The 16,157-nt window shown below is 71.5% G+C and carries 18 protein-coding genes; 14 read left to right on the top strand and 4 right to left on the bottom strand.

The genetic code is table 11. From position 1 onward, the window contains the following. Window positions 1-3: 3 nt before the first annotated feature. The gene (locus tag G6039_RS03535) at window positions 4-408 is read right to left on the bottom strand and encodes a DUF1304 domain-containing protein (RefSeq protein WP_006932010.1); all 405 of its coding nucleotides are present in this window, start codon (window positions 406-408) and stop codon (window positions 4-6) included. Then, on the bottom strand, window positions 405-866 hold the full coding sequence (locus G6039_RS03540; protein WP_043801529.1) for a cupin domain-containing protein: 462 nt from the start codon (window positions 864-866) through the stop codon (window positions 405-407). The genes G6039_RS03535 and G6039_RS03540 overlap by 4 nt, the downstream gene beginning before the upstream one ends. 87 nt (window positions 867-953) lie before the next feature. Here G6039_RS03540 and G6039_RS03545 point away from each other — a divergent pair, with 87 nt between their 5' ends. Then, window positions 954-2,021 (top strand): helix-turn-helix transcriptional regulator, encoded by a 1,068-nt coding sequence (locus G6039_RS03545; protein ID WP_006932013.1) that lies wholly within the window; start codon window positions 954-956, stop codon window positions 2,019-2,021. 34 nt (window positions 2,022-2,055) lie between these two features. After that, on the top strand, window positions 2,056-3,321 hold the full coding sequence (locus tag G6039_RS03550) for a serine hydrolase domain-containing protein (RefSeq protein WP_043801534.1): 1,266 nt from the start codon (window positions 2,056-2,058) through the stop codon (window positions 3,319-3,321). A gap of 36 nt (window positions 3,322-3,357) precedes the next feature. Here G6039_RS03550 and G6039_RS03555 read toward each other — a convergent pair whose 3' ends face one another. Both G6039_RS03555 and G6039_RS03560 read right to left on the bottom strand, forming a co-directional pair. Beyond that, window positions 3,358-4,119 carry an IclR family transcriptional regulator gene (locus tag G6039_RS03555; RefSeq protein ID WP_006932018.1) on the bottom strand — a complete coding sequence of 254 codons (762 nt, stop codon included), beginning with the start codon at window positions 4,117-4,119 and terminating at the stop codon, window positions 3,358-3,360. After that, a complete protein-coding gene (locus G6039_RS03560) occupies window positions 4,116-5,597 on the bottom strand; it encodes an APC family permease (protein WP_043801538.1) in 1,482 nt (493 codons plus the stop codon). Before G6039_RS03560 ends, G6039_RS03555 begins: the two co-directional genes overlap by 4 nt. A 438-nt stretch (window positions 5,598-6,035) precedes the next feature. Between G6039_RS03560 and G6039_RS03565 the strand changes: the two genes are divergently transcribed. The 12 genes from G6039_RS03565 to G6039_RS03620 all read left to right on the top strand — a co-directional run bounded on the left by G6039_RS03565 (window position 6,036) and on the right by G6039_RS03620 (window position 16,126). Then, window positions 6,036-6,626, top strand: coding sequence for a MauE/DoxX family redox-associated membrane protein (locus tag G6039_RS03565; RefSeq protein ID WP_277606633.1), 591 nt, complete (start codon window positions 6,036-6,038; stop codon window positions 6,624-6,626). A gap of 40 nt (window positions 6,627-6,666) precedes the next feature. Beyond that, a complete protein-coding gene (locus tag G6039_RS03570; protein ID WP_006932024.1) occupies window positions 6,667-7,281 on the top strand; it encodes a redoxin domain-containing protein in 615 nt (204 codons plus the stop codon). A 44-nt stretch (window positions 7,282-7,325) separates the two neighbouring features. Further along, entirely contained in the window at window positions 7,326-7,988 is a 663-nt protein-coding gene (locus G6039_RS03575; protein WP_029541405.1) for a methylamine dehydrogenase light chain, read from the top strand. After that, window positions 7,985-9,298 (top strand): hypothetical protein, encoded by a 1,314-nt coding sequence (locus tag G6039_RS03580; protein ID WP_043801546.1) that lies wholly within the window; start codon window positions 7,985-7,987, stop codon window positions 9,296-9,298. Before G6039_RS03575 ends, G6039_RS03580 begins: the two co-directional genes overlap by 4 nt. Next, window positions 9,295-10,908: a multicopper oxidase family protein gene (locus G6039_RS03585; protein ID WP_043801550.1), complete on the top strand. Its 1,614-nt coding sequence runs from the start codon at window positions 9,295-9,297 to the stop codon at window positions 10,906-10,908. The genes G6039_RS03580 and G6039_RS03585 overlap by 4 nt, the downstream gene beginning before the upstream one ends. An 11-nt stretch (window positions 10,909-10,919) precedes the next feature. Next, the gene (locus G6039_RS03590) at window positions 10,920-11,264 is read left to right on the top strand and encodes a cupredoxin domain-containing protein (protein WP_043801555.1); all 345 of its coding nucleotides are present in this window, start codon (window positions 10,920-10,922) and stop codon (window positions 11,262-11,264) included. Next, window positions 11,261-11,593 (top strand): cupredoxin domain-containing protein, encoded by a 333-nt coding sequence (locus G6039_RS03595; RefSeq protein WP_043801559.1) that lies wholly within the window; start codon window positions 11,261-11,263, stop codon window positions 11,591-11,593. Before G6039_RS03590 ends, G6039_RS03595 begins: the two co-directional genes overlap by 4 nt. Before the next feature lie 46 nt (window positions 11,594-11,639). Beyond that, complete coding sequence (locus G6039_RS03600) at window positions 11,640-12,476, top strand: hypothetical protein (RefSeq protein WP_006940359.1); 837 nt, start codon at window positions 11,640-11,642, stop codon at window positions 12,474-12,476. A 69-nt stretch (window positions 12,477-12,545) separates the two neighbouring features. Further along, complete coding sequence (locus tag G6039_RS03605; protein WP_006940357.1) at window positions 12,546-13,040, top strand: glutathione peroxidase; 495 nt, start codon at window positions 12,546-12,548, stop codon at window positions 13,038-13,040. Window positions 13,041-13,045: 5 nt separating this feature from the next. Beyond that, window positions 13,046-13,699, top strand: a complete 654-nt coding sequence (gene bluB / locus G6039_RS03610) for a 5,6-dimethylbenzimidazole synthase (RefSeq protein ID WP_043801563.1) — start codon at window positions 13,046-13,048, stop codon at window positions 13,697-13,699. A 30-nt stretch (window positions 13,700-13,729) separates the two neighbouring features. After that, on the top strand, window positions 13,730-14,434 hold the full coding sequence (locus tag G6039_RS03615) for a DUF2334 domain-containing protein (protein WP_029541421.1): 705 nt from the start codon (window positions 13,730-13,732) through the stop codon (window positions 14,432-14,434). Window positions 14,435-14,482: 48 nt separating this feature from the next. Then, window positions 14,483-16,126 (top strand): FAD-binding dehydrogenase, encoded by a 1,644-nt coding sequence (locus tag G6039_RS03620; protein ID WP_043801567.1) that lies wholly within the window; start codon window positions 14,483-14,485, stop codon window positions 16,124-16,126. Window positions 16,127-16,157 lie beyond the last annotated feature (31 nt).

Below are 16,157 nucleotides of genomic sequence, written 5' to 3' on the forward strand. Positions count from 1 at the left end.
GGATCAGGCTGCCGCGAGCGCGATCAGCGCGATCGCCGGTGGCGTGCACTGCGCCGCGGCACCCCCGAGCCCGGCGCCGCGGGGCCGGCTCATGGCCATGCGGTCCGAGACGAACAGGGCGATCCCGGCGAGCAGCATGAACGAACACGTGTAGAGCACGAGCGCGCGTCCGACCGTGTCCTCGCCGGCCCGCCACAGGGCCACCCCCATCAGCGCGCCGGTGCCGAGGAACAGGTTGTAGAAGCCGACGTTGAACGCCCACATCCGCACCGCTGCGACGTCGCCGGTGGGGATGCGGAACAGGTCTTCGTGTATCGACGGCCGCCGGAACAGCAGCGTCTCCCACACGAAGGCGAGCAGATGCACGGCCGCGCCGACCAGCGCGGCGACCTGCGCGAGAACGATCACGACGCACCTGCCTCCGCTGCGAGCGTGACCCCGTACCGGTCGGCGACCTCTCGGAGAATCCGACCCGTCTCGTCCGGTGGACGCTCGTGCCCGAGGGCGTCGACCGCGCCGAAGAATCCGCCCATCGAGGTCCCGGCGGCGATCAGCAGGAAGGTCGCGGCGTCGGTCAGGACGGTGAAGGAGTTCACCGTTCCCGGCGCGAGGGTGATCGTGTCCCCGGCCGCGAGCTCGTGACCGGTCGCTGCGGCACGGACCAGGATCCGGCCGCTCAGCACGTGATACGACTTGGCCCACGGTTCGGCGTGCAGCGGCGCCGGCTCGGTGCGCGGGGCCTCGACGAGGAAGAGCTCGTAGGCTCCGCCGGCGTGTGCACCGGTGGACAGGACCGTGACGGTTGCGTCGGGCAGGGTGAGGCGACGGCCCTCGCCCATCCTGCAGAGTTCGATGTTGTCGGACATGTCTGTCACGTTAGGAACCGCCCGGCCGATGGCCCATCCCCGAAAACGGGGATGGGTACAGGTCCGCCACCAGCGCATACTGGGTTCATGCTCGAGATCCGGGCGGAGAAGGTGGGCCGCGAGGTGGTGGCGCTCGCGGCCGCGGGCGCCGATGTGACGCAGGTGCACGGGCGCGCCATCGAACTCGTCGGCCGGACGGTGCGCAGCGACCTGACGTGCTGGGCGATGATCGATCCCCGGTCCCTGACGATCGGTTCCATGACGAGCGGACCCGACCGGGTTCCGCCGGAATACGAGCCGCTGCTCGCCGAGAGCGAGTACCGCGGGCGGGATCCCGGCACTTTCGCCGAGCTGTTCCGCAACGGCCGCAGTGCGGCCCGGGGATCCGAGCTGCCCCCGGACGAGGTGGCCCACAGTCTTCGCCACGCCGGGGTGTGGCGTCCGCTCGGGTTGGACCACGAACTGCGCGTGATCTTCCGCATCGGCGGACTGTGCTGGGGTGCGGCCGGATTCGTTCGGTCCGGGGCGGACTTCACCGACTCGGAGGTCGAGTTCCTCACGCGGGTGGCGCCGGCGGTGGCGTCGGCGACCCGCGCCGCCGTGTGCGCCACCGCCGCCTCGCGCCTGGGCGACCCGGGTCCGGCGGTCGTACTCACCGGGGCCGCGGGTGAGCCGCTCGCGCTCACAGCGGCCGCCCGCGACTGGCAGGACCGATTCGACGAGATCGCGCCCGGACGGCTGGCCGTCATGGTGCGCGCCGCCGCGTTCGGGGCGCGTGCGAGCGGTTCGGGTGTGTTCCGAACGCGGATCCGCGACGCCACCGGCGGGTGGATCCTGATGCGGGCCACCGCGCTGCTGGGCGGTGCCGAACCGCAGACCGTGGTCACCATCGAGCATGCGACCGGCCTCGAACTCGCCGAGTTGCTGCTCGCCGCATACGCGCTCACCGCCCGCGAACGGGACGTGTGCCTCGAGGTGATGGCCGGATACTCGACCGCCGAGATCGCCGACCGTCGCGGTATCACTCCGAACACCGTCCACGATCACCTCAAGGCGATCTACACGAAGACCGGAGTCCGCAGCAGGGCCGAACTCACCGCCCGCCTGCGGTCCGATCGGGACCTGCGCCGAACCACAGCCGCCGGGCCGGAGTGATCGCACCGGCCGAGCGCATCTGCCAAGATCAGGCATGCCCCTGAACCGGCGGATCCTGTCCGTGCTGTGCGCACTCGGCCTCCTGACCGCCTGCACGTCGACGGACGATGCCGCGCCCGGCCCGTCCGGATCCGCCGACACCGCGGCCGCATCGGGGACCGCCTCGTCGGCCGACCCCGCACAGGCCGAGGCCGTGGACCGGATCGTGCGCGACACCATGGCGGAGACGCACCTGAAGGCGGCGGTCGTGCGCGTCACCGTCGACGGCAGGGAGATCCTCACCCGCGCCTACGGCGAATCCACCACCGGCGTGCCGGCGACGACCGACATGCACTTCCGCAACGGCGCGGTGGCCATCTCCTACGTCGCCACGCTGCTGCTGCAACTCGTCGACGAGGGGAAGGTCCGCCTCGACGACAAGGTCTCGACGTGGCTGCCCGACATTCCGAATTCGGACCGGGTCAACCTCGGGCAGCTCGCCCAGATGACCTCCGGCTATGCCGACTACGTGCAGAATCCCGAACTGTCGGATGCGATCTACCGGGACCCGTTCCGGAACTGGACGCCCGACGAGCTCATCGCCTACGGCACGTCCCAGCCCCTCTTCTACGAGCCCGGCACCAACTGGAACTACGCGCACACCAACTACGTGATCCTCGGCCTGGCCCTCGAGAAGATCACCGGCCGGCCGGTGGCGGAACTGCTGCAGGAGAAGGTACTCGATCCGCTCGGGCTGGACGGCACGACGCCGTCGCAGACGCCGACGATCCCGGAGCCGGTGCTGCATGCGTTCAGCTCGGAACGCCGGCAGGCGCTCGGGATCCCCGCCGCGACACCCTTCTACGAGGAATCCACGTTCTGGGACCCGTCCTGGACCATCACCCGCGGCGCCGTCCAGACCACCGACATCCACGACCTGCACGACACCGCGGTCGCCGTCGGCACCGGCACGCTGCTCTCCCCGGAGTCGTACCGGGCGATGGTGTCGACGGACCTGCGCGGCCGGACCACCGCGCTGCCCGGCTGCCCCACGTGCTTCCCGCAGTCCGAGGGCTACACCTATGGCCTCGGTGTGGTGGTCACCGGCAACTGGCTGATGCAGAACCCGTTGTTCGGTGGGTACGCCGCGGTCGAGGCATACCTGCCGTCGCGGAAGATCGCCGTCGCCGTCGCCGTCACCTTCGACCCGGCGGCGTTCGACGACACCGGTGCGTACCGGAACGAGGCCGACACGCTGTTCCGTCGGATCGGTGCGCACCTCGCCCCGGACGACGCACCCCCGCCGCGGCCCACCCGGTGACGAACCCCGCCGCGGCCCACCCGGTGACTCACGCCGTCACAGCAGCCCCGACAGGCGTGCCGAGCCGTCGAAGAGGAACCGCACGAGCACCGCGTCGTCCGGGGTGACCCGCGACGCCGACCCCTGCAGGTAGAGGCCGCCGACGACGAACGCCGAACGGTCCCGGATCGGCACCGCCAGCGCGGCCCGCCCGGTCCGGCACTCCTCGCCCTCGTACGCGTAGCCCGCGGCGGCGACGGCGCGCAGTTCCTCGGCGAGGACGTCGTGGTCGCAGATCGTGTGGTCGGTCAGGCGCCGCAGTTCCGGATCGGGACGCACGTGCGGATGGTGCGCCAACATGAGCTTGCCGAGGGCGTTGGCGTGCAGGTTCTTCGCGAGCACGCCGATGGCGATGATCTCGTGGTCGGGGTCCTTGTCGACGAACCGCAGCCGCCCGGCCGCGAACGAGGCGACGTGCACCCCGAATCGGGTGTGGGTGCGCAGCTCCTCGACGACGTCGTGCAGCGTCGGCGACGGGCTCGTCTCCGCGGCCGCCTGTGCGAGCTCCGCGGTGCGACGACCCAGCGCGAAGCCGGACAGGTCCGGCACGCGGACGAGGAATCCGTCGGCCACGAGCAGGTTGAGCATGCGGTACGCGGTGGTCGGCGGCACCCCGGCGAACCTGGCGATCTCCTTCGCGGACGTGCCGGGGCCGAGCTGCGCGACGGCCTCGAGCATCCCCAGCGCCTTCTGCACCGCGCGCGGCTGCTGTCCGCTGAAGTGCGAATCGTCCGCGTGCACGGACACGTGCGCGGTCAACCCGGGTTCCCGTCGCGGGGACGGGCGTCGTCGCCGGGGTGCGGGACGTCCGGGAGGATGCGCCGCCGCCCGTCCGCGCCGATCACGAGGGTCCCCGCCCCGGGGAGGATGTCCCCGGTCTCGACCGAGTCGAACGCACCGATGGTCGTCAGGCTGCCCGGCCGGACCCGGCGCAGCACGTACTGCCACACCGTGCCGGACGCCGCGACCGCCGAGAGTGTCGCGGGCACGACCCATACGCCGTGCGCGGTGCCGTCGACGGCGATGTAGCCGAGCAGGCCCATCCCCAGGACCGAGACGAACAGCGCGGCCGCCCGCGTCACGACGGTGTGCTCGCCGATGCGGTGCAGGAATCGCAGCGACGCGACGGCCACCAGCGTGTAGGCCACGACGAGGCCGATCTCCACGACGCCGTCGAACGCCCCCGAATCCGCCCCCGCGAGGGACGCGTACAGGCACGCGCCGGCGAAACCCGCGGCGGTGAAGGAGAGCACGCCCACGTGCGGGGTGCGGAACCGGTCGTGGACACGGGCGAGGGCGCTCGGCAGCACCCGCTCGACACCCATCGAGTACAGCAGCCGGGAACCCGCCTGCGCGCACCCCAGGGTCGACGCGAGCCACGAGCACGTCATGCCCGCCTGCACCGCGAGCACCACACCGACGCTCGCGCCGGACGCCGTGCCGTCGAAGTACGCGCCGACGACGACGGCGCCGTGGCCGGACAACGCGGCCCACGCCGCGAACACGAACAGGACACCGACGACGACGGGGGAGATCAGCACGGTGCGAGTGACGGTCACCAACGGCCGCTTGGCCTCCGGGCCGAAGAACGCGGCGCTCTCGAAGCCCGCCATCGACAGCACGGTGAGCATCGCGAGGAACGGCATGAGGCTCAGGGGTGCGTCCGGCAGTTCGGTGGTGGCCGTGCCCGCACCGGCCGGGGTGCCGAGCATGAGCGCCACGATGAGCACGAGCGAGCACGCCTCGACGAGCAGGATGGCGCGCGTCGCGAACCGCACGCCGCGCACCGTGATCACCGCGACGGCAACCGCGACGAGACCGATCGTGACCGACCACGGCGCGGCGCCGGGCACGTGCATGCCGAGCAGGTCTGCGATGCGGAGCAGGCTCTGTGCGGCCTGCGACATCACCGAGATCGAGATGCCGAGATAGCCCAGCAGCAGCGCCGCGCCCGTGGTGAGGGTCGCGCGGGCACTCAGGCCCTGGAACACGAAGCTGTAGAGCGACCCGGCCGCGGCGAGGCGCCGCGTGAACTGCGTGATGCACAGCGCCACCAGCACCACCACGGCGGTGGTCCCCGCGATCGCCAGCAGACCGCCGACGCCCGGCCGGTGGGTCACCATCCACAGCGCGATGAACACCATCCCGGTGGCCGGCGCGATCGTCGACAGGGACTGGCCGAGCAGATCGATCGGGGTGAGCTGACGGCGGCCGAGGGCGCGCAGCGGCGAATACACCGGATCCCGATGGGTTTCGGCGTCCCGTGAGCGGGCAATCGCGGCCCGGAGTGCGGTTGTCACGATCGTCGTATCCCGTCTGTGCGTCCGTGCAGCCGGCGGTGCCGGCACCTCGGGCGGTGAAACGCCTCAGGGCGAGGGACAACGTAGCGCCGCGGTGTTACGCGACGGTTACCTCCGCGAACGACATGTGGACGGCAAGTGGGAATCCGCCCGACGCGGCGCTGTGGCCCGCGCCACCGCACGGCCCCGTGCCCCGTGCGGACACGGTCCCCCGAGCGCCGGAGACCGTGTCCCACCTGCAGTGTCCGCATGGGGCGCGCCGCCACGGCCGGTTCCACTCGCGGTGCCCCCGGACGTTTCCCCGACGACCCGTTCGCGACGCATCCGGTGCGCACGATTGACCGGCACGATCACTCGACTGCGAAGGGGACGACCATGATCTGGGCGGTGGTTGCGGCGCTCGTCGGCGGGACGTTGTTGCTCGCCGGGGTGCCGAAGGCCGGCGATCACGAGGGGCTGCTGCGCGCCGTCCGCGGCTATCGGCTGCTGCCGCCCGTGTTGGAACGGGCGGTCGCGCGGGTGTTGCCCGCCGCGGAGATCGCCGTGGGTGCCCTGCTGGTGCTCGGCGTCGCCGGCAGTGCCGCCGCGGCTGTCGCGGCGGTGCTGTTCCTCGGCTTCTTCGTCGGTCTCACCGTGAACCTCGCGCGGGGCCGGCGCGAGCTCGACTGCGGCTGCTTCGCGTTCGGCGGCCACGGCGAGGCACCGCGCATCGGCTGGTTCCACTCCGTGCGGGCCGGTGCGTTCGCCGCCGCGTCGATCGTGCTGGCCCTCACCGGACCCGCGACGATCGCCGCGCTCCAGCAGATGGCGGCAATCGCGCTCGCGGCGCTCGCGCTCGCCGCCGGGCTCGCGGTGGCCCAGTTGCGCTCCGTGGTCCACGTCGGGCGCCGGCCCGTCGACGAGCACCTGACCGGCGCGTCCATCGAACTGCGCGCGGTCTCTGCCGTGTCGCGCTACGGGGCCTGAAACCATTTCTTCCACAACATTTTCCGAGACAGGACGACAGATGGACACCATATTTCTCGTTGCGATCATCGTGCTGGTGGTGGCGGTCGCCGTGTTGTTCCTGATGGTGCTCGCGCTGGCCCGCGAGATCGGCCGGGTGCAGGTCCGGCTCGGCCCCCTCGGGGCCCGCATGATGGACACCGGTCCGAAGATCGAGCAGGCCGGCCCGTCCTTCCGGGGCCTCACCGACCATGTGGGCCGCACCGTCGGCGTCGGCGGCCACCGCGACAGGCCGCAGCTGCTGCTGTTCACGGCGCCCACCTGTTCCACCTGCAAGAGCCTGCTGCCCGGCATCCGGGCGATGGCCAAGGCGGAGAAGGACCTCGACGTCGTGATCGTCTCCGACGGCACACCGGAGGAACACCGGCAGTTCCTCGCCGGCAGCAACATCGGCACCGAACTGAGCTACGTCGACGGCCGCGACGTCGGCATCGCCTACCAGGTCGGCACCACCCCCTACGGGGTGATCCTCGACGAGCACGGCAGGATCCGCGCCAAGGGGCTGTGCAACCACATGGCCCAGGTCGAGAGCCTGCTCAACGCCCTCGAGACCGGCACCCCGTCGCTGCAGCACCTGCACGAACAGGCCAAGGCCCGCGCCGCCGCGAGCGCCTGAATCCCGCCTTCCCCCTGGACGAACGGAGAGATGCGTTGGAAGAGATGTACGAGAACCGGTATCCGGTCGACGAGGAGACCGTCAAGGAACAAGCCGCCTGGATGGCCGGCAAGGGCGGCTCGTTCATGAGCCGGACCGGACGCCGGATGTCGGAACAGGTGTCGCGCCGCTCGATGATCAGCCGCCTCGGCCGCTGGACGATGGGCGTGTCGGGGGTGGCGCTCATCAGTTCGCTTCCGGTGACGCGCACCGCGTTCGCGCAGGAACCCGCCCCCGAGCCCGGCCCGGAACCGCTCGTGCCCGTGTACGACGGCAAGGATCCCGCCGAGTGCGAGTACTGGCGCTGGTGCAACATGGACGGCACCTCCTGCGCTGCCTGCAACGGAGGCGGAGTGACCACGTGCGCGCCGGGCAGCAAGCCGGGCGCCGAATTCTGGGTGGGCTGCTGCACCAACCCCGACACCGGCAAGACCTACCTGATCGCCTACTACGACTGCTGCGGCGCCCCGTCGTGCTCCAACGCCTTCTGCGGCGAGCCCGACATGCAGGCCGTCATGTACAACCCGGTCTCGGGCAGCTACGACCAGGAGATCATCTGGTGCGTGTCCGACGAATCCCAGTCGTACACCTGCACCATGGCCCCCATCATCGGCGAGGACTGCCAGGCCCGTCCCGCCGACCGCCCGAAGGTCGGTGCCGGATCATGACATCGCGTTCCCGCCGCCTCGTGCGTCCCGCCGCGGCCGTCGTTCCGCTCGCGCTGCTCGTCACCCTCACCGGTTGCGGCTCGTCCGGCGACGACGCGAACACCGCCGGCGACATCACCTATCCCACCGTCGAATTCAGCACCCCCGGCGAGGGCATCTCGCTCGGCCACGACGACCAGGAGATCGGCGACACCATCCCCGAACCGCTGCACGTCGCCGAGATCGACCCCATCCGACGTGACCAGCTCGTCGCCGTGGCAGGCGGATTCGGCAAGCTCGAGCTCGGCGTCAACGTCCTCGACCCGAAGACGGGCGTCGCCGGCAGCCGCATCGTCGTCGGCCCCGGCATCTGGGACCCCGTGATCCACGGCTTCGTCGGCGAGACCCCGTCCGATCCGGCCGTTCTCGCCGCCGAGGTGTGGCGCCCCCGCGGCTCGCGGGGGGCCGCGGACTTCACCGTCAGCACCTACTCCGGGAATCTGCTCGAGCCGGCCGAGGCGCTGCTGCCCGACGTCGCGCGCGTGCACTCGCGGCCCGGTTCCAACGCGGTCACCTCCGACGGGCGGTACTTCGTCACGTGGGACGACGGGCTCTACGGCGTCCGCGTCGTGGACCTCGAGACGAAGCAGCAGAGCGGGGCCGTGCAGATCGTCGGCTGCGGACCGTTCACCTGGACCGTGGACCACGAGATCTACAGCGTGTGCGAGGAGACCGGCGAGCTGATCCGGATCTCCGTCGGCGACGACGGCGTGCCGGCCGAGACCGCCCGGGCGAAGGTGCTGCCGGAGGACTTCGTCAGCGCCCGGAAGGTCGGGTGGGCCGCCGAGGCGCGCAAGGCCCTGCTGGTCGGGGAGAACGGCGACGTGTACGTCTTCGACTTCTCGAACGGCCTGCCGCAGGGCGCGGTGACGCCGATCGGCAACGCCGGTCAGCCCGACGGGCGGTTCGCGAGCGACGTCATCGACAACACCGGCACCCGGATCGCGATCGCCTACACCGACTCACCGATCCATCCCAGTTCCGCGCGCGGCGGCGACCTGACCCGCATCGTGCTGTCCGACGCCGCGAACCTCGCCCCGATCCGGTCGCTGAGCCTGCAGGACCTGGGGCTGACCGACATCGCGAGCATGGCGTTCTCCGTCGACGGCGCGACGTTCTACGTCCTCGGTGGCAATCCGGAGGGTCAGGGCGAGGCGGCACAGCGCATCGTCGGGTTCGACGCCGCGACCGGGCAACAGGTCTCCTCGGCGGAGATCAGCGGCAACGTCGAGGATTTCACCGACCTGCTCACCCCCGAGGTGATCGGATGAGACAACCCGACAACGGGTTGGGCCGGCGCCGATTCCTCGCCCTGGGCTCCCTCGGAGCCGGGGCGCTGGGAATGAGCGCGCTCGGGTTCGGTGCCGCCGGCTGCGCTACCGCATCGTCCGGTACGCAGCCGGCGGCCGCCGGCTCGGACACACGATCGGCGGCGTCCGATCTCGACTACATTTCCCCGGCCGATCCGGAGATCGCCGCCGCCGAGGCCGCCCGCGGGTGGAACGGCACCGTGGCGTCGTTCGCGCTCGCCGCCGGATTCTCCACCGTCGACCTGGGCGGACGCCTGGTCGACACCTGGACCTACGGCGGGCACGCCGTCGCCCCGGAACTGCGGGTACGCAAGGGCGACCGGCTCGACGCCGTGGTGCGCAACGACCTGGACGCCGACACCACGCTCCACTGGCACGGCATCCGGATCCGCAACGACATGGACGGCGCAGCGCCCGTCACCCAGGCGGCGATCGCACCGGGCACGACGTTCGACTACAGCTTCGTCGTCCCGGACCCCGGCACCCACTGGTACCACTCGCACAGCGGCCTGCAGGCCGACCGCGGCCTGTTCGGGGCCCTGATCGTGGAGGACCCCGACGACCGCACCGGCGCCGACGCCGACGCCGTCCTGGTCCTCGACGACTGGGTCGACGGCCTGGGCACCACGCCCGACGCCGTGCTCGCGGCGCTCAACCCCGCGATCTCCGGCGGTCACGGCGGCCACGGCGGGGGTGCGGCACCCGGCGCACACCCGGCCGGCGACACGGACGTCGCCCGGCGGCTGGTGAGCGCCGGGCACGGCGACTCCGCGCCCCTCGGCGGGATGACCCAGCACATCGCGTATCCGTTGCACCTGATCAACGGTCGTCCTCCGAATGATCCCGCCCCGGTCGTCGCCGCGGCGGGACAGCGGTTGCGGCTGCGGATCGTCAACGCGGCGGCGGAGACCCCGTACCGGTTCGCGGTGGCCGGGCACGAACTCACGATCGTCGCGGCGGACGGCTTCGACGTGCAGCCCACCGTCGCCGACACGATCGTCGTCGGAATGGCGCAACGCTACGACGTCCTCGTCACCGTGAAGTCGGGCGTGTGGCCGATCGTCGCGAAGGTCGAAGGGCGGCAAGGGTATGCCTCGACGGTGCTGCGCACCCCGGATGCGGTGCCGATGGCCGACGCCGACGTGGGCGATGCGATCCCCGAACTCGGCGGCCGGCTCGTCGCGGAGAACGCGTTGCGGCCTGCCGACACCGTGCGGCTCGACCCGCGCGAGCCCGACCGGGACTACCGGATCGATCTGATCCAGGCAGGGGACCGCTACGTGTGGGGCATGGTCGGCGCCGACGCCGGCCGCCTCGTCATGAAACAGGGTGAACGCGTGCGGATCACGATGAAGAACTCGTCCACCATGTGGCACCCCATGCACACGCACGGACACACCTTCGCGATCGGCGCGTACGGCGGGTTGCGCCGCGACACGGTCAACGTGCTGCCCGGCACCGAACTTGCGATCGAATTCGATGCCGACAATCCGGGCGAATGGATGTTCCACTGCCACAACGCCTACCACTTCGAAGCCGGCATGACCGCGAACCTGCGGTACATCCGATGAGAGGAATCGCCATGAGAAGGTCCGTCACCCTGCTCGCCGGCCTGCTGACCGCGGCGAGCCTGTCCGCGTGCGGCAGCGCCGGAGGTTCGGCCGAACCGGCCGTCGTCGTGGAGGTGAGGAACATGGCCTACAACCCGGAGTCGGTGACGATCGAGAAGGGGCAGACCGTCGAATGGCGATTCGACGACGGCGGACTGCCGCACGACGTCGTGGGCGAGGGCCCCCTCGAGGGGGAGCTGAAGAGTGAACTCCTCACCGAGGGAACGTATTCCTACACCTTCGACGAAGCCGGCACGTTCACCTATCACTGCACGCCGCACCCGATGATGGTCGGCACCGTGATCGTCCGGGAATGACCCGGCGGCCGGGGTGGGCTGCGGCCCTGCTGCTTCCGCTCGTCACGGCCTGCGGCCCGTCCGAGCGGCCCCCGGACGCGGTGGTGGTCGTCAGCAACGTCCACTTCGCTCCGCCCGACGTGACCGTGCCGGCCGGCGGCACCGTCGAATGGCGGTTCGAGGACGGCGGGGTGCTGCACCAGGTCACGTCGGAGGGGCGGTTCGACAGCGGGATCACCGGGGGAGGCACGTACTCCCACACCTTCGACGAACCGGGAACCTACGAGTACACCTGCTCGGTCCACCGGTACATGACCGGCACCGTCACCGTCACCGTCACCGAATCCTGAACCAGTCGTCCGAATCCGGAGAACACCGACCCCCTTGGAGGAAGTCATGACAGCAGTACTCACGCACGAGCCGCTGACGACGGACGTGCCGGACATCCGTCCCACCCTGCAGAAGGCCGTGCCGTCGCGCACCCGGGCGGCGCTGATCGCCGCCGCCGGCGTCGCCGGTGCCGGGGCGGCGGCGCTCCTCACGCCGTCGGGACCCGCCGCGACGACCGCCGCGGTCGTGGGTGCCGGCGCCGTCACCGCCCTGGCCGCGAACTGGTCGACGTGCGGCATGTCGGTCGCCGGCGTCGTCGCGGCTCCGAAGCAGCCCGACCGCGCGGGCTCGTCGACGCCGGTGCGCCGGCTCGGCTGGCACGCGCTCGGGTCGGTCGCGACCGGCGCCCCCACCGGTGCGCTCGTCGGCGCGCTCGGTGCGCTCGTCGCCGGATCCGTCCCGGTGACGTGGGCGCTCGTCGCGTGGGGCGTCGTCGCGTTCGCCTACGGTCTGCACGAGCTGGGTCTGGTGACGCTGCCGACGCCGATGCGCCGCCGGCAGCTGCCGCGGCACCTGCGCCGGTCGATGGCCCCGTGGAAGGTCTCGCTGCTCTTCGGCGCCATGATCGGACCCGGCTTCGTGATCTTCATCCGGTCGAGCGCGTACTACCTGCTGGTGCTCGGCGTCGCCGTGGTCGGCTCCCCGGCGCTCGGCGCCGCCCTGTTCACGCTCGTCTCGCTCGGCCGGTGCCTGCCGAGCCTGCTGGCGATCCTGCACACCCGCGGCGGCGGGTCGATGCCGGGCTTCCTGTCGGCGATGTGCGTGGTCGACCGCCGCGTGCAGACGCTGACCGGCGCCGTGCTCGTCGCCCTCGGTGCGTTCGCGGTCGTCGCCGCACTCTGACGTGCCGGTTCGCGGCGGTTTCCGGGCGCACTACCGCACCCGGGACCGCCGCGACTAACGTCGGGCGGCATGACGACTTCTCTGCAGAACATCGGCATCAACACCCTCGGCGGGGTGCCCACCTCCCTCGCCGAGTTCGACGGCCGCGCGGTCCTCGTGGTCAACGTCGCCTCCAAGTGCGGCCTGACCCCGCAGTACACGGCGCTCGAGAAGCTCGCCGTCGAGTACGCGGACCGGGGCCTGACCGTGGTCGGTGTGCCGTGCAACCAGTTCATGGGCCAGGAGCCGGGCACCGCCGAGGAGATCCGGACCTTCTGCTCCACCAACTACGGCGTCACGTTCCCGCTGATGGAGAAGATCGACGTCAATGGCGAGAGCCGGCACCCCCTCTACACCGAGCTCACCCAGCACCCCGACGCGAACGGGGAGGCCGGCGACGTGCAGTGGAACTTCGAGAAGTTCCTCGTCGCGCCGGACGGGAACGTCGTCGCCCGGTTCCGGCCGCGCACCGAGCCCGACGCCCCCGAGGTGATCGCGGCCATCGAAGCCGCGCTGCCCCGCTGACCGCGATGACCGACACCATCGATGCGCGGGCGGCCCTGTACGACGTGATCCGTGCGCGCCGCGACGTCCGCGCGGAGTTCACCGGCGAGCGCGTCGACGAGCAGGTCCTGTGGCGGGTGCTGGGTGCGGCGCACGCCGCGCCCAGCGTCGGCAACACCCAGCCGTGGGACTTCGTGGTGGTCCGCGACCCGCAGCGGCTCGCCGAGTTCGCCGACCACGTCGCCGGATGCCGTCGCGCGTTCGCGGACTCGTTGCCGGAGGAGCGGCGGCGCACCTTCGACCCCATCAAGGTCGAGGGCATCGCCGAGTCCGGCACCGGGATCGTGGTCACCTACGACCCGTCGCGGGGCGGGCAGCACATCCTCGGCCGGCACACGATCGACGACGTGGGCGTGTTCTCGGCGGTGCTGTCGATCCAGAACCTGTGGCTCGCGGCGACCGTCGAAGGACTCGGTGTCGGCTGGGTCTCGTTCTACGACGAGGCGTTCCTCGCCGACTTCGTCGGGGCGCGGACCCCGGTGCGGCCGATCGCGTGGCTGTGCGTCGGCCTCGTGACGCGGTTGCAGGAGGTGCCGGACCTCGAACGGTTCGGGTGGCGGACCGGCCGGCCCCTCGCCGACGCCGTGCATGCCGAAACCCTTCAGGTCCGCGACGCCTGACGTTCACCCGGCCCTGGCACCGTGGAGCCCATGAGCGGCCAGCTGATCGTGTCGGTGTCGGGCATCAGGGACGAAACCCGCCCGGCGGTGGACGACTTCGCCCGGGAGATGGACGCCCGCGGCGTGCCGCTGTCGCTGCTCGTCGCGCCGCGACTGAAGGATCACTACCGGCTGGCGCGCGACCCGCACACCCAGGAGTGGCTGCTCGAGCGTCGCGAGGGCGGCGACGCCATCGTGCTCCACGGCTACGATCAGGCCGCGACCAAGCGGCGGCGCGCCGAGTTCGCGGTCCTGCCCGAACACGAGGCGCGGCTGCGGTTGCTCGCCGCCGACCGGGTGCTCGAGGAGACGGGGCTGCGGACCCGGCTGTTCGCGCCGCCGCGCTGGCTCGCCTCGCCCGGGGCCGTCGCGGCGCTGCCCGCCACCGGTTTCCGGCTCCTGGCCGGCGCCGCCGGAATCCACGACCTCGACCGCGATACCGTCACCCATGCACGGGTGTTCGGCATCGGCGAGGGCGCCAAGGCCGAACCGTGGTGGTGCCGGGCGATGGTCATCGGCGCCGCCCGGGTCGCACGGCGCGGCGGGCTGCTGCGGCTGTCGATCTCCGGCAAGCAACTCGACCGGCCGGGGCCGCGGCAGGCGATGCTCGACGCGATCGACCTCGCCCTGCACCTCGAGGCGCAGCCCTCCGTCTACCGCTGGCCGCCGCGCCTGCGCACACTCGGCGCGGCCTGAGCCCGAAGATCCGCCCACACGAACCTACCCTGCAGTAGGTTGGCGGGCATGGACGCAGACGTGATCGTGGTGGGCGCCGGCCTGGCCGGGCTCGTCGCCACGGCCAAACTCATCGACGCCGGGCGCACCGTGGTGCTCGTCGACCAGGAGAACTCGCACAACCTCGGGGGACAAGCCTTCTGGTCGTTCGGCGGGCTGTTCTTCGTGGATTCCCCCGAGCAGCGCCGGCTCGGCATCCGCGACTCGTACGACCTGGCCCTGCAGGACTGGATGGGCAGCGCCGCCTTCGACCGGGAGGACGAGGACTATTGGCCGCGCCGCTGGGCGCAGGCCTACGTCGAGTTCGCGGCCGGAGAAAAGCACGCGTGGCTGAAGGAACGCGGGCTGAAGCTGTTCCCCATGGTCGGCTGGGCCGAACGCGGCGGCTACGACGCCGGCGGTCACGGCAACTCCGTGCCGCGCTTCCACATCACGTGGGGCACCGGACCGGCCCTCGTCGAGATCTTCGCCCGCAGGGTGCTCGACGGCGTCGAGCGCGGCCGGGTGATCCTGCGGAACCGGCACCGCGTCGACGACCTCGTCGTCACCGGCAACGCCGTCACCGGGGTGCGCGGAACCGTGCTCGAGCCGTCGTCGGCGGCGCGGGGCGTGGCGTCGTCGCGCGTGGCGACCGGCGAGTTCGAACTCTCGGCCGGCGCGGTGATCGTCACGTCGGGCGGCATCGGCGGCAACTACGACCTGGTGAAGAAGAACTGGCCGAAGCGGCTGGGAGACCCGCCGAAGCACATGCTCACCGGCGTGCCGGCGCACGTCGACGGGCGGATGCTCGAGATCACCGAACGCGCCGGCGGGCGCGTCGTCAACCGCGACCGGATGTGGCACTACACCGAGGGCATCACCAACTACGACCCCGTCTGGCCCAACCACGGCATCCGCATCCTGCCCGGCCCGTCGTCGCTGTGGCTCGACGCCACCGGCAAGCGACTGCCGGTGCCGCTGTTCCCGGGCTTCGACACCCTCGGCACCCTCGAGCACATCGTGCGCAGCGGCCACGACCACACCTGGTTCGTGCTCGACCAGAAGATCATCGAGAAGGAGTTCGCGCTCTCCGGCCAGGAACAGAACCCGGACCTGACCGGACGCGACATCCGCAAGGTGCTGCAGCGGGTCAAGCCCGGCGCACCCGGACCGGTGGAGGCGTTCAAGCGCCGCGGCGTCGACTTCGTCGTCCGCGACACCCTCGCCGAACTGGTGGCAGGAATGAACGAGATCACCCCGGATGCGCCGCTGGATTACGCGACGGTCAAGCAGGTCGTCGAGTCCCGCGATCGCGAGATCGCGAACAAGTACACCAAGGATCTGCAGGTCGCGGCGATGCGCGCGGCCCGCGCCTACCTGCCGGACCGGATCACCCGCATCGCCGCCCCCCACCGGCTGCTCGATCCCAAGGCCGGACCGCTGATCGCGGTCAAGCTGCACCTGCTGACGCGCAAGACGTTGGGCGGGCTCGAAACCGACCTGTCGGGCCGGGTGCTGAAGGCCGACGGCTCGGTGTTCGAGGGCCTGTTCGCCGCCGGTGAGGTCGCCGGATTCGGCGGCGGCGGGGTACACGGCTACCGCTCGCTCGAGGGCACGTTCCTCGGCGGCTGCATCTTCTCCGGCCGCGCCGCCGGGAGGGCCGCAGGCCGCTGACGCGGCCGGTGCGTCCTTTGGGCGGCTACTG

The sequence above is a fragment of the Rhodococcus aetherivorans genome, assembly GCF_011058165.1.
Lineage (GTDB): Bacteria > Actinomycetota > Actinomycetes > Mycobacteriales > Mycobacteriaceae > Rhodococcus > Rhodococcus aetherivorans.

Coding starts and splice junctions, on each gene's coding strand:
- G6039_RS03575 (WP_029541405.1), top strand. CDS start 7,326: ATGTACGAGAACCGGTATCCGGTCGACGAGGAGACCGTCAAGGAACAA.
- G6039_RS03540 (WP_043801529.1), bottom strand. CDS start 866: ATGTCCGACAACATCGAACTCTGCAGGATGGGCGAGGGCCGTCGCCTC.
- G6039_RS03605 (WP_006940357.1), top strand. CDS start 12,546: ATGACGACTTCTCTGCAGAACATCGGCATCAACACCCTCGGCGGGGTG.
- G6039_RS03580 (WP_043801546.1), top strand. CDS start 7,985: ATGACATCGCGTTCCCGCCGCCTCGTGCGTCCCGCCGCGGCCGTCGTT.
- G6039_RS03590 (WP_043801555.1), top strand. CDS start 10,920: ATGAGAAGGTCCGTCACCCTGCTCGCCGGCCTGCTGACCGCGGCGAGC.
- G6039_RS03595 (WP_043801559.1), top strand. CDS start 11,261: ATGACCCGGCGGCCGGGGTGGGCTGCGGCCCTGCTGCTTCCGCTCGTC.
- G6039_RS03545 (WP_006932013.1), top strand. CDS start 954: ATGCTCGAGATCCGGGCGGAGAAGGTGGGCCGCGAGGTGGTGGCGCTC.
- G6039_RS03585 (WP_043801550.1), top strand. CDS start 9,295: ATGAGACAACCCGACAACGGGTTGGGCCGGCGCCGATTCCTCGCCCTG.
- G6039_RS03620 (WP_043801567.1), top strand. CDS start 14,483: ATGGACGCAGACGTGATCGTGGTGGGCGCCGGCCTGGCCGGGCTCGTC.
- G6039_RS03600 (WP_006940359.1), top strand. CDS start 11,640: ATGACAGCAGTACTCACGCACGAGCCGCTGACGACGGACGTGCCGGAC.
- G6039_RS03565 (WP_277606633.1), top strand. CDS start 6,036: ATGATCTGGGCGGTGGTTGCGGCGCTCGTCGGCGGGACGTTGTTGCTC.
- G6039_RS03550 (WP_043801534.1), top strand. CDS start 2,056: ATGCCCCTGAACCGGCGGATCCTGTCCGTGCTGTGCGCACTCGGCCTC.
- G6039_RS03615 (WP_029541421.1), top strand. CDS start 13,730: ATGAGCGGCCAGCTGATCGTGTCGGTGTCGGGCATCAGGGACGAAACC.
- bluB (WP_043801563.1), top strand. CDS start 13,046: ATGACCGACACCATCGATGCGCGGGCGGCCCTGTACGACGTGATCCGT.
- G6039_RS03570 (WP_006932024.1), top strand. CDS start 6,667: ATGGACACCATATTTCTCGTTGCGATCATCGTGCTGGTGGTGGCGGTC.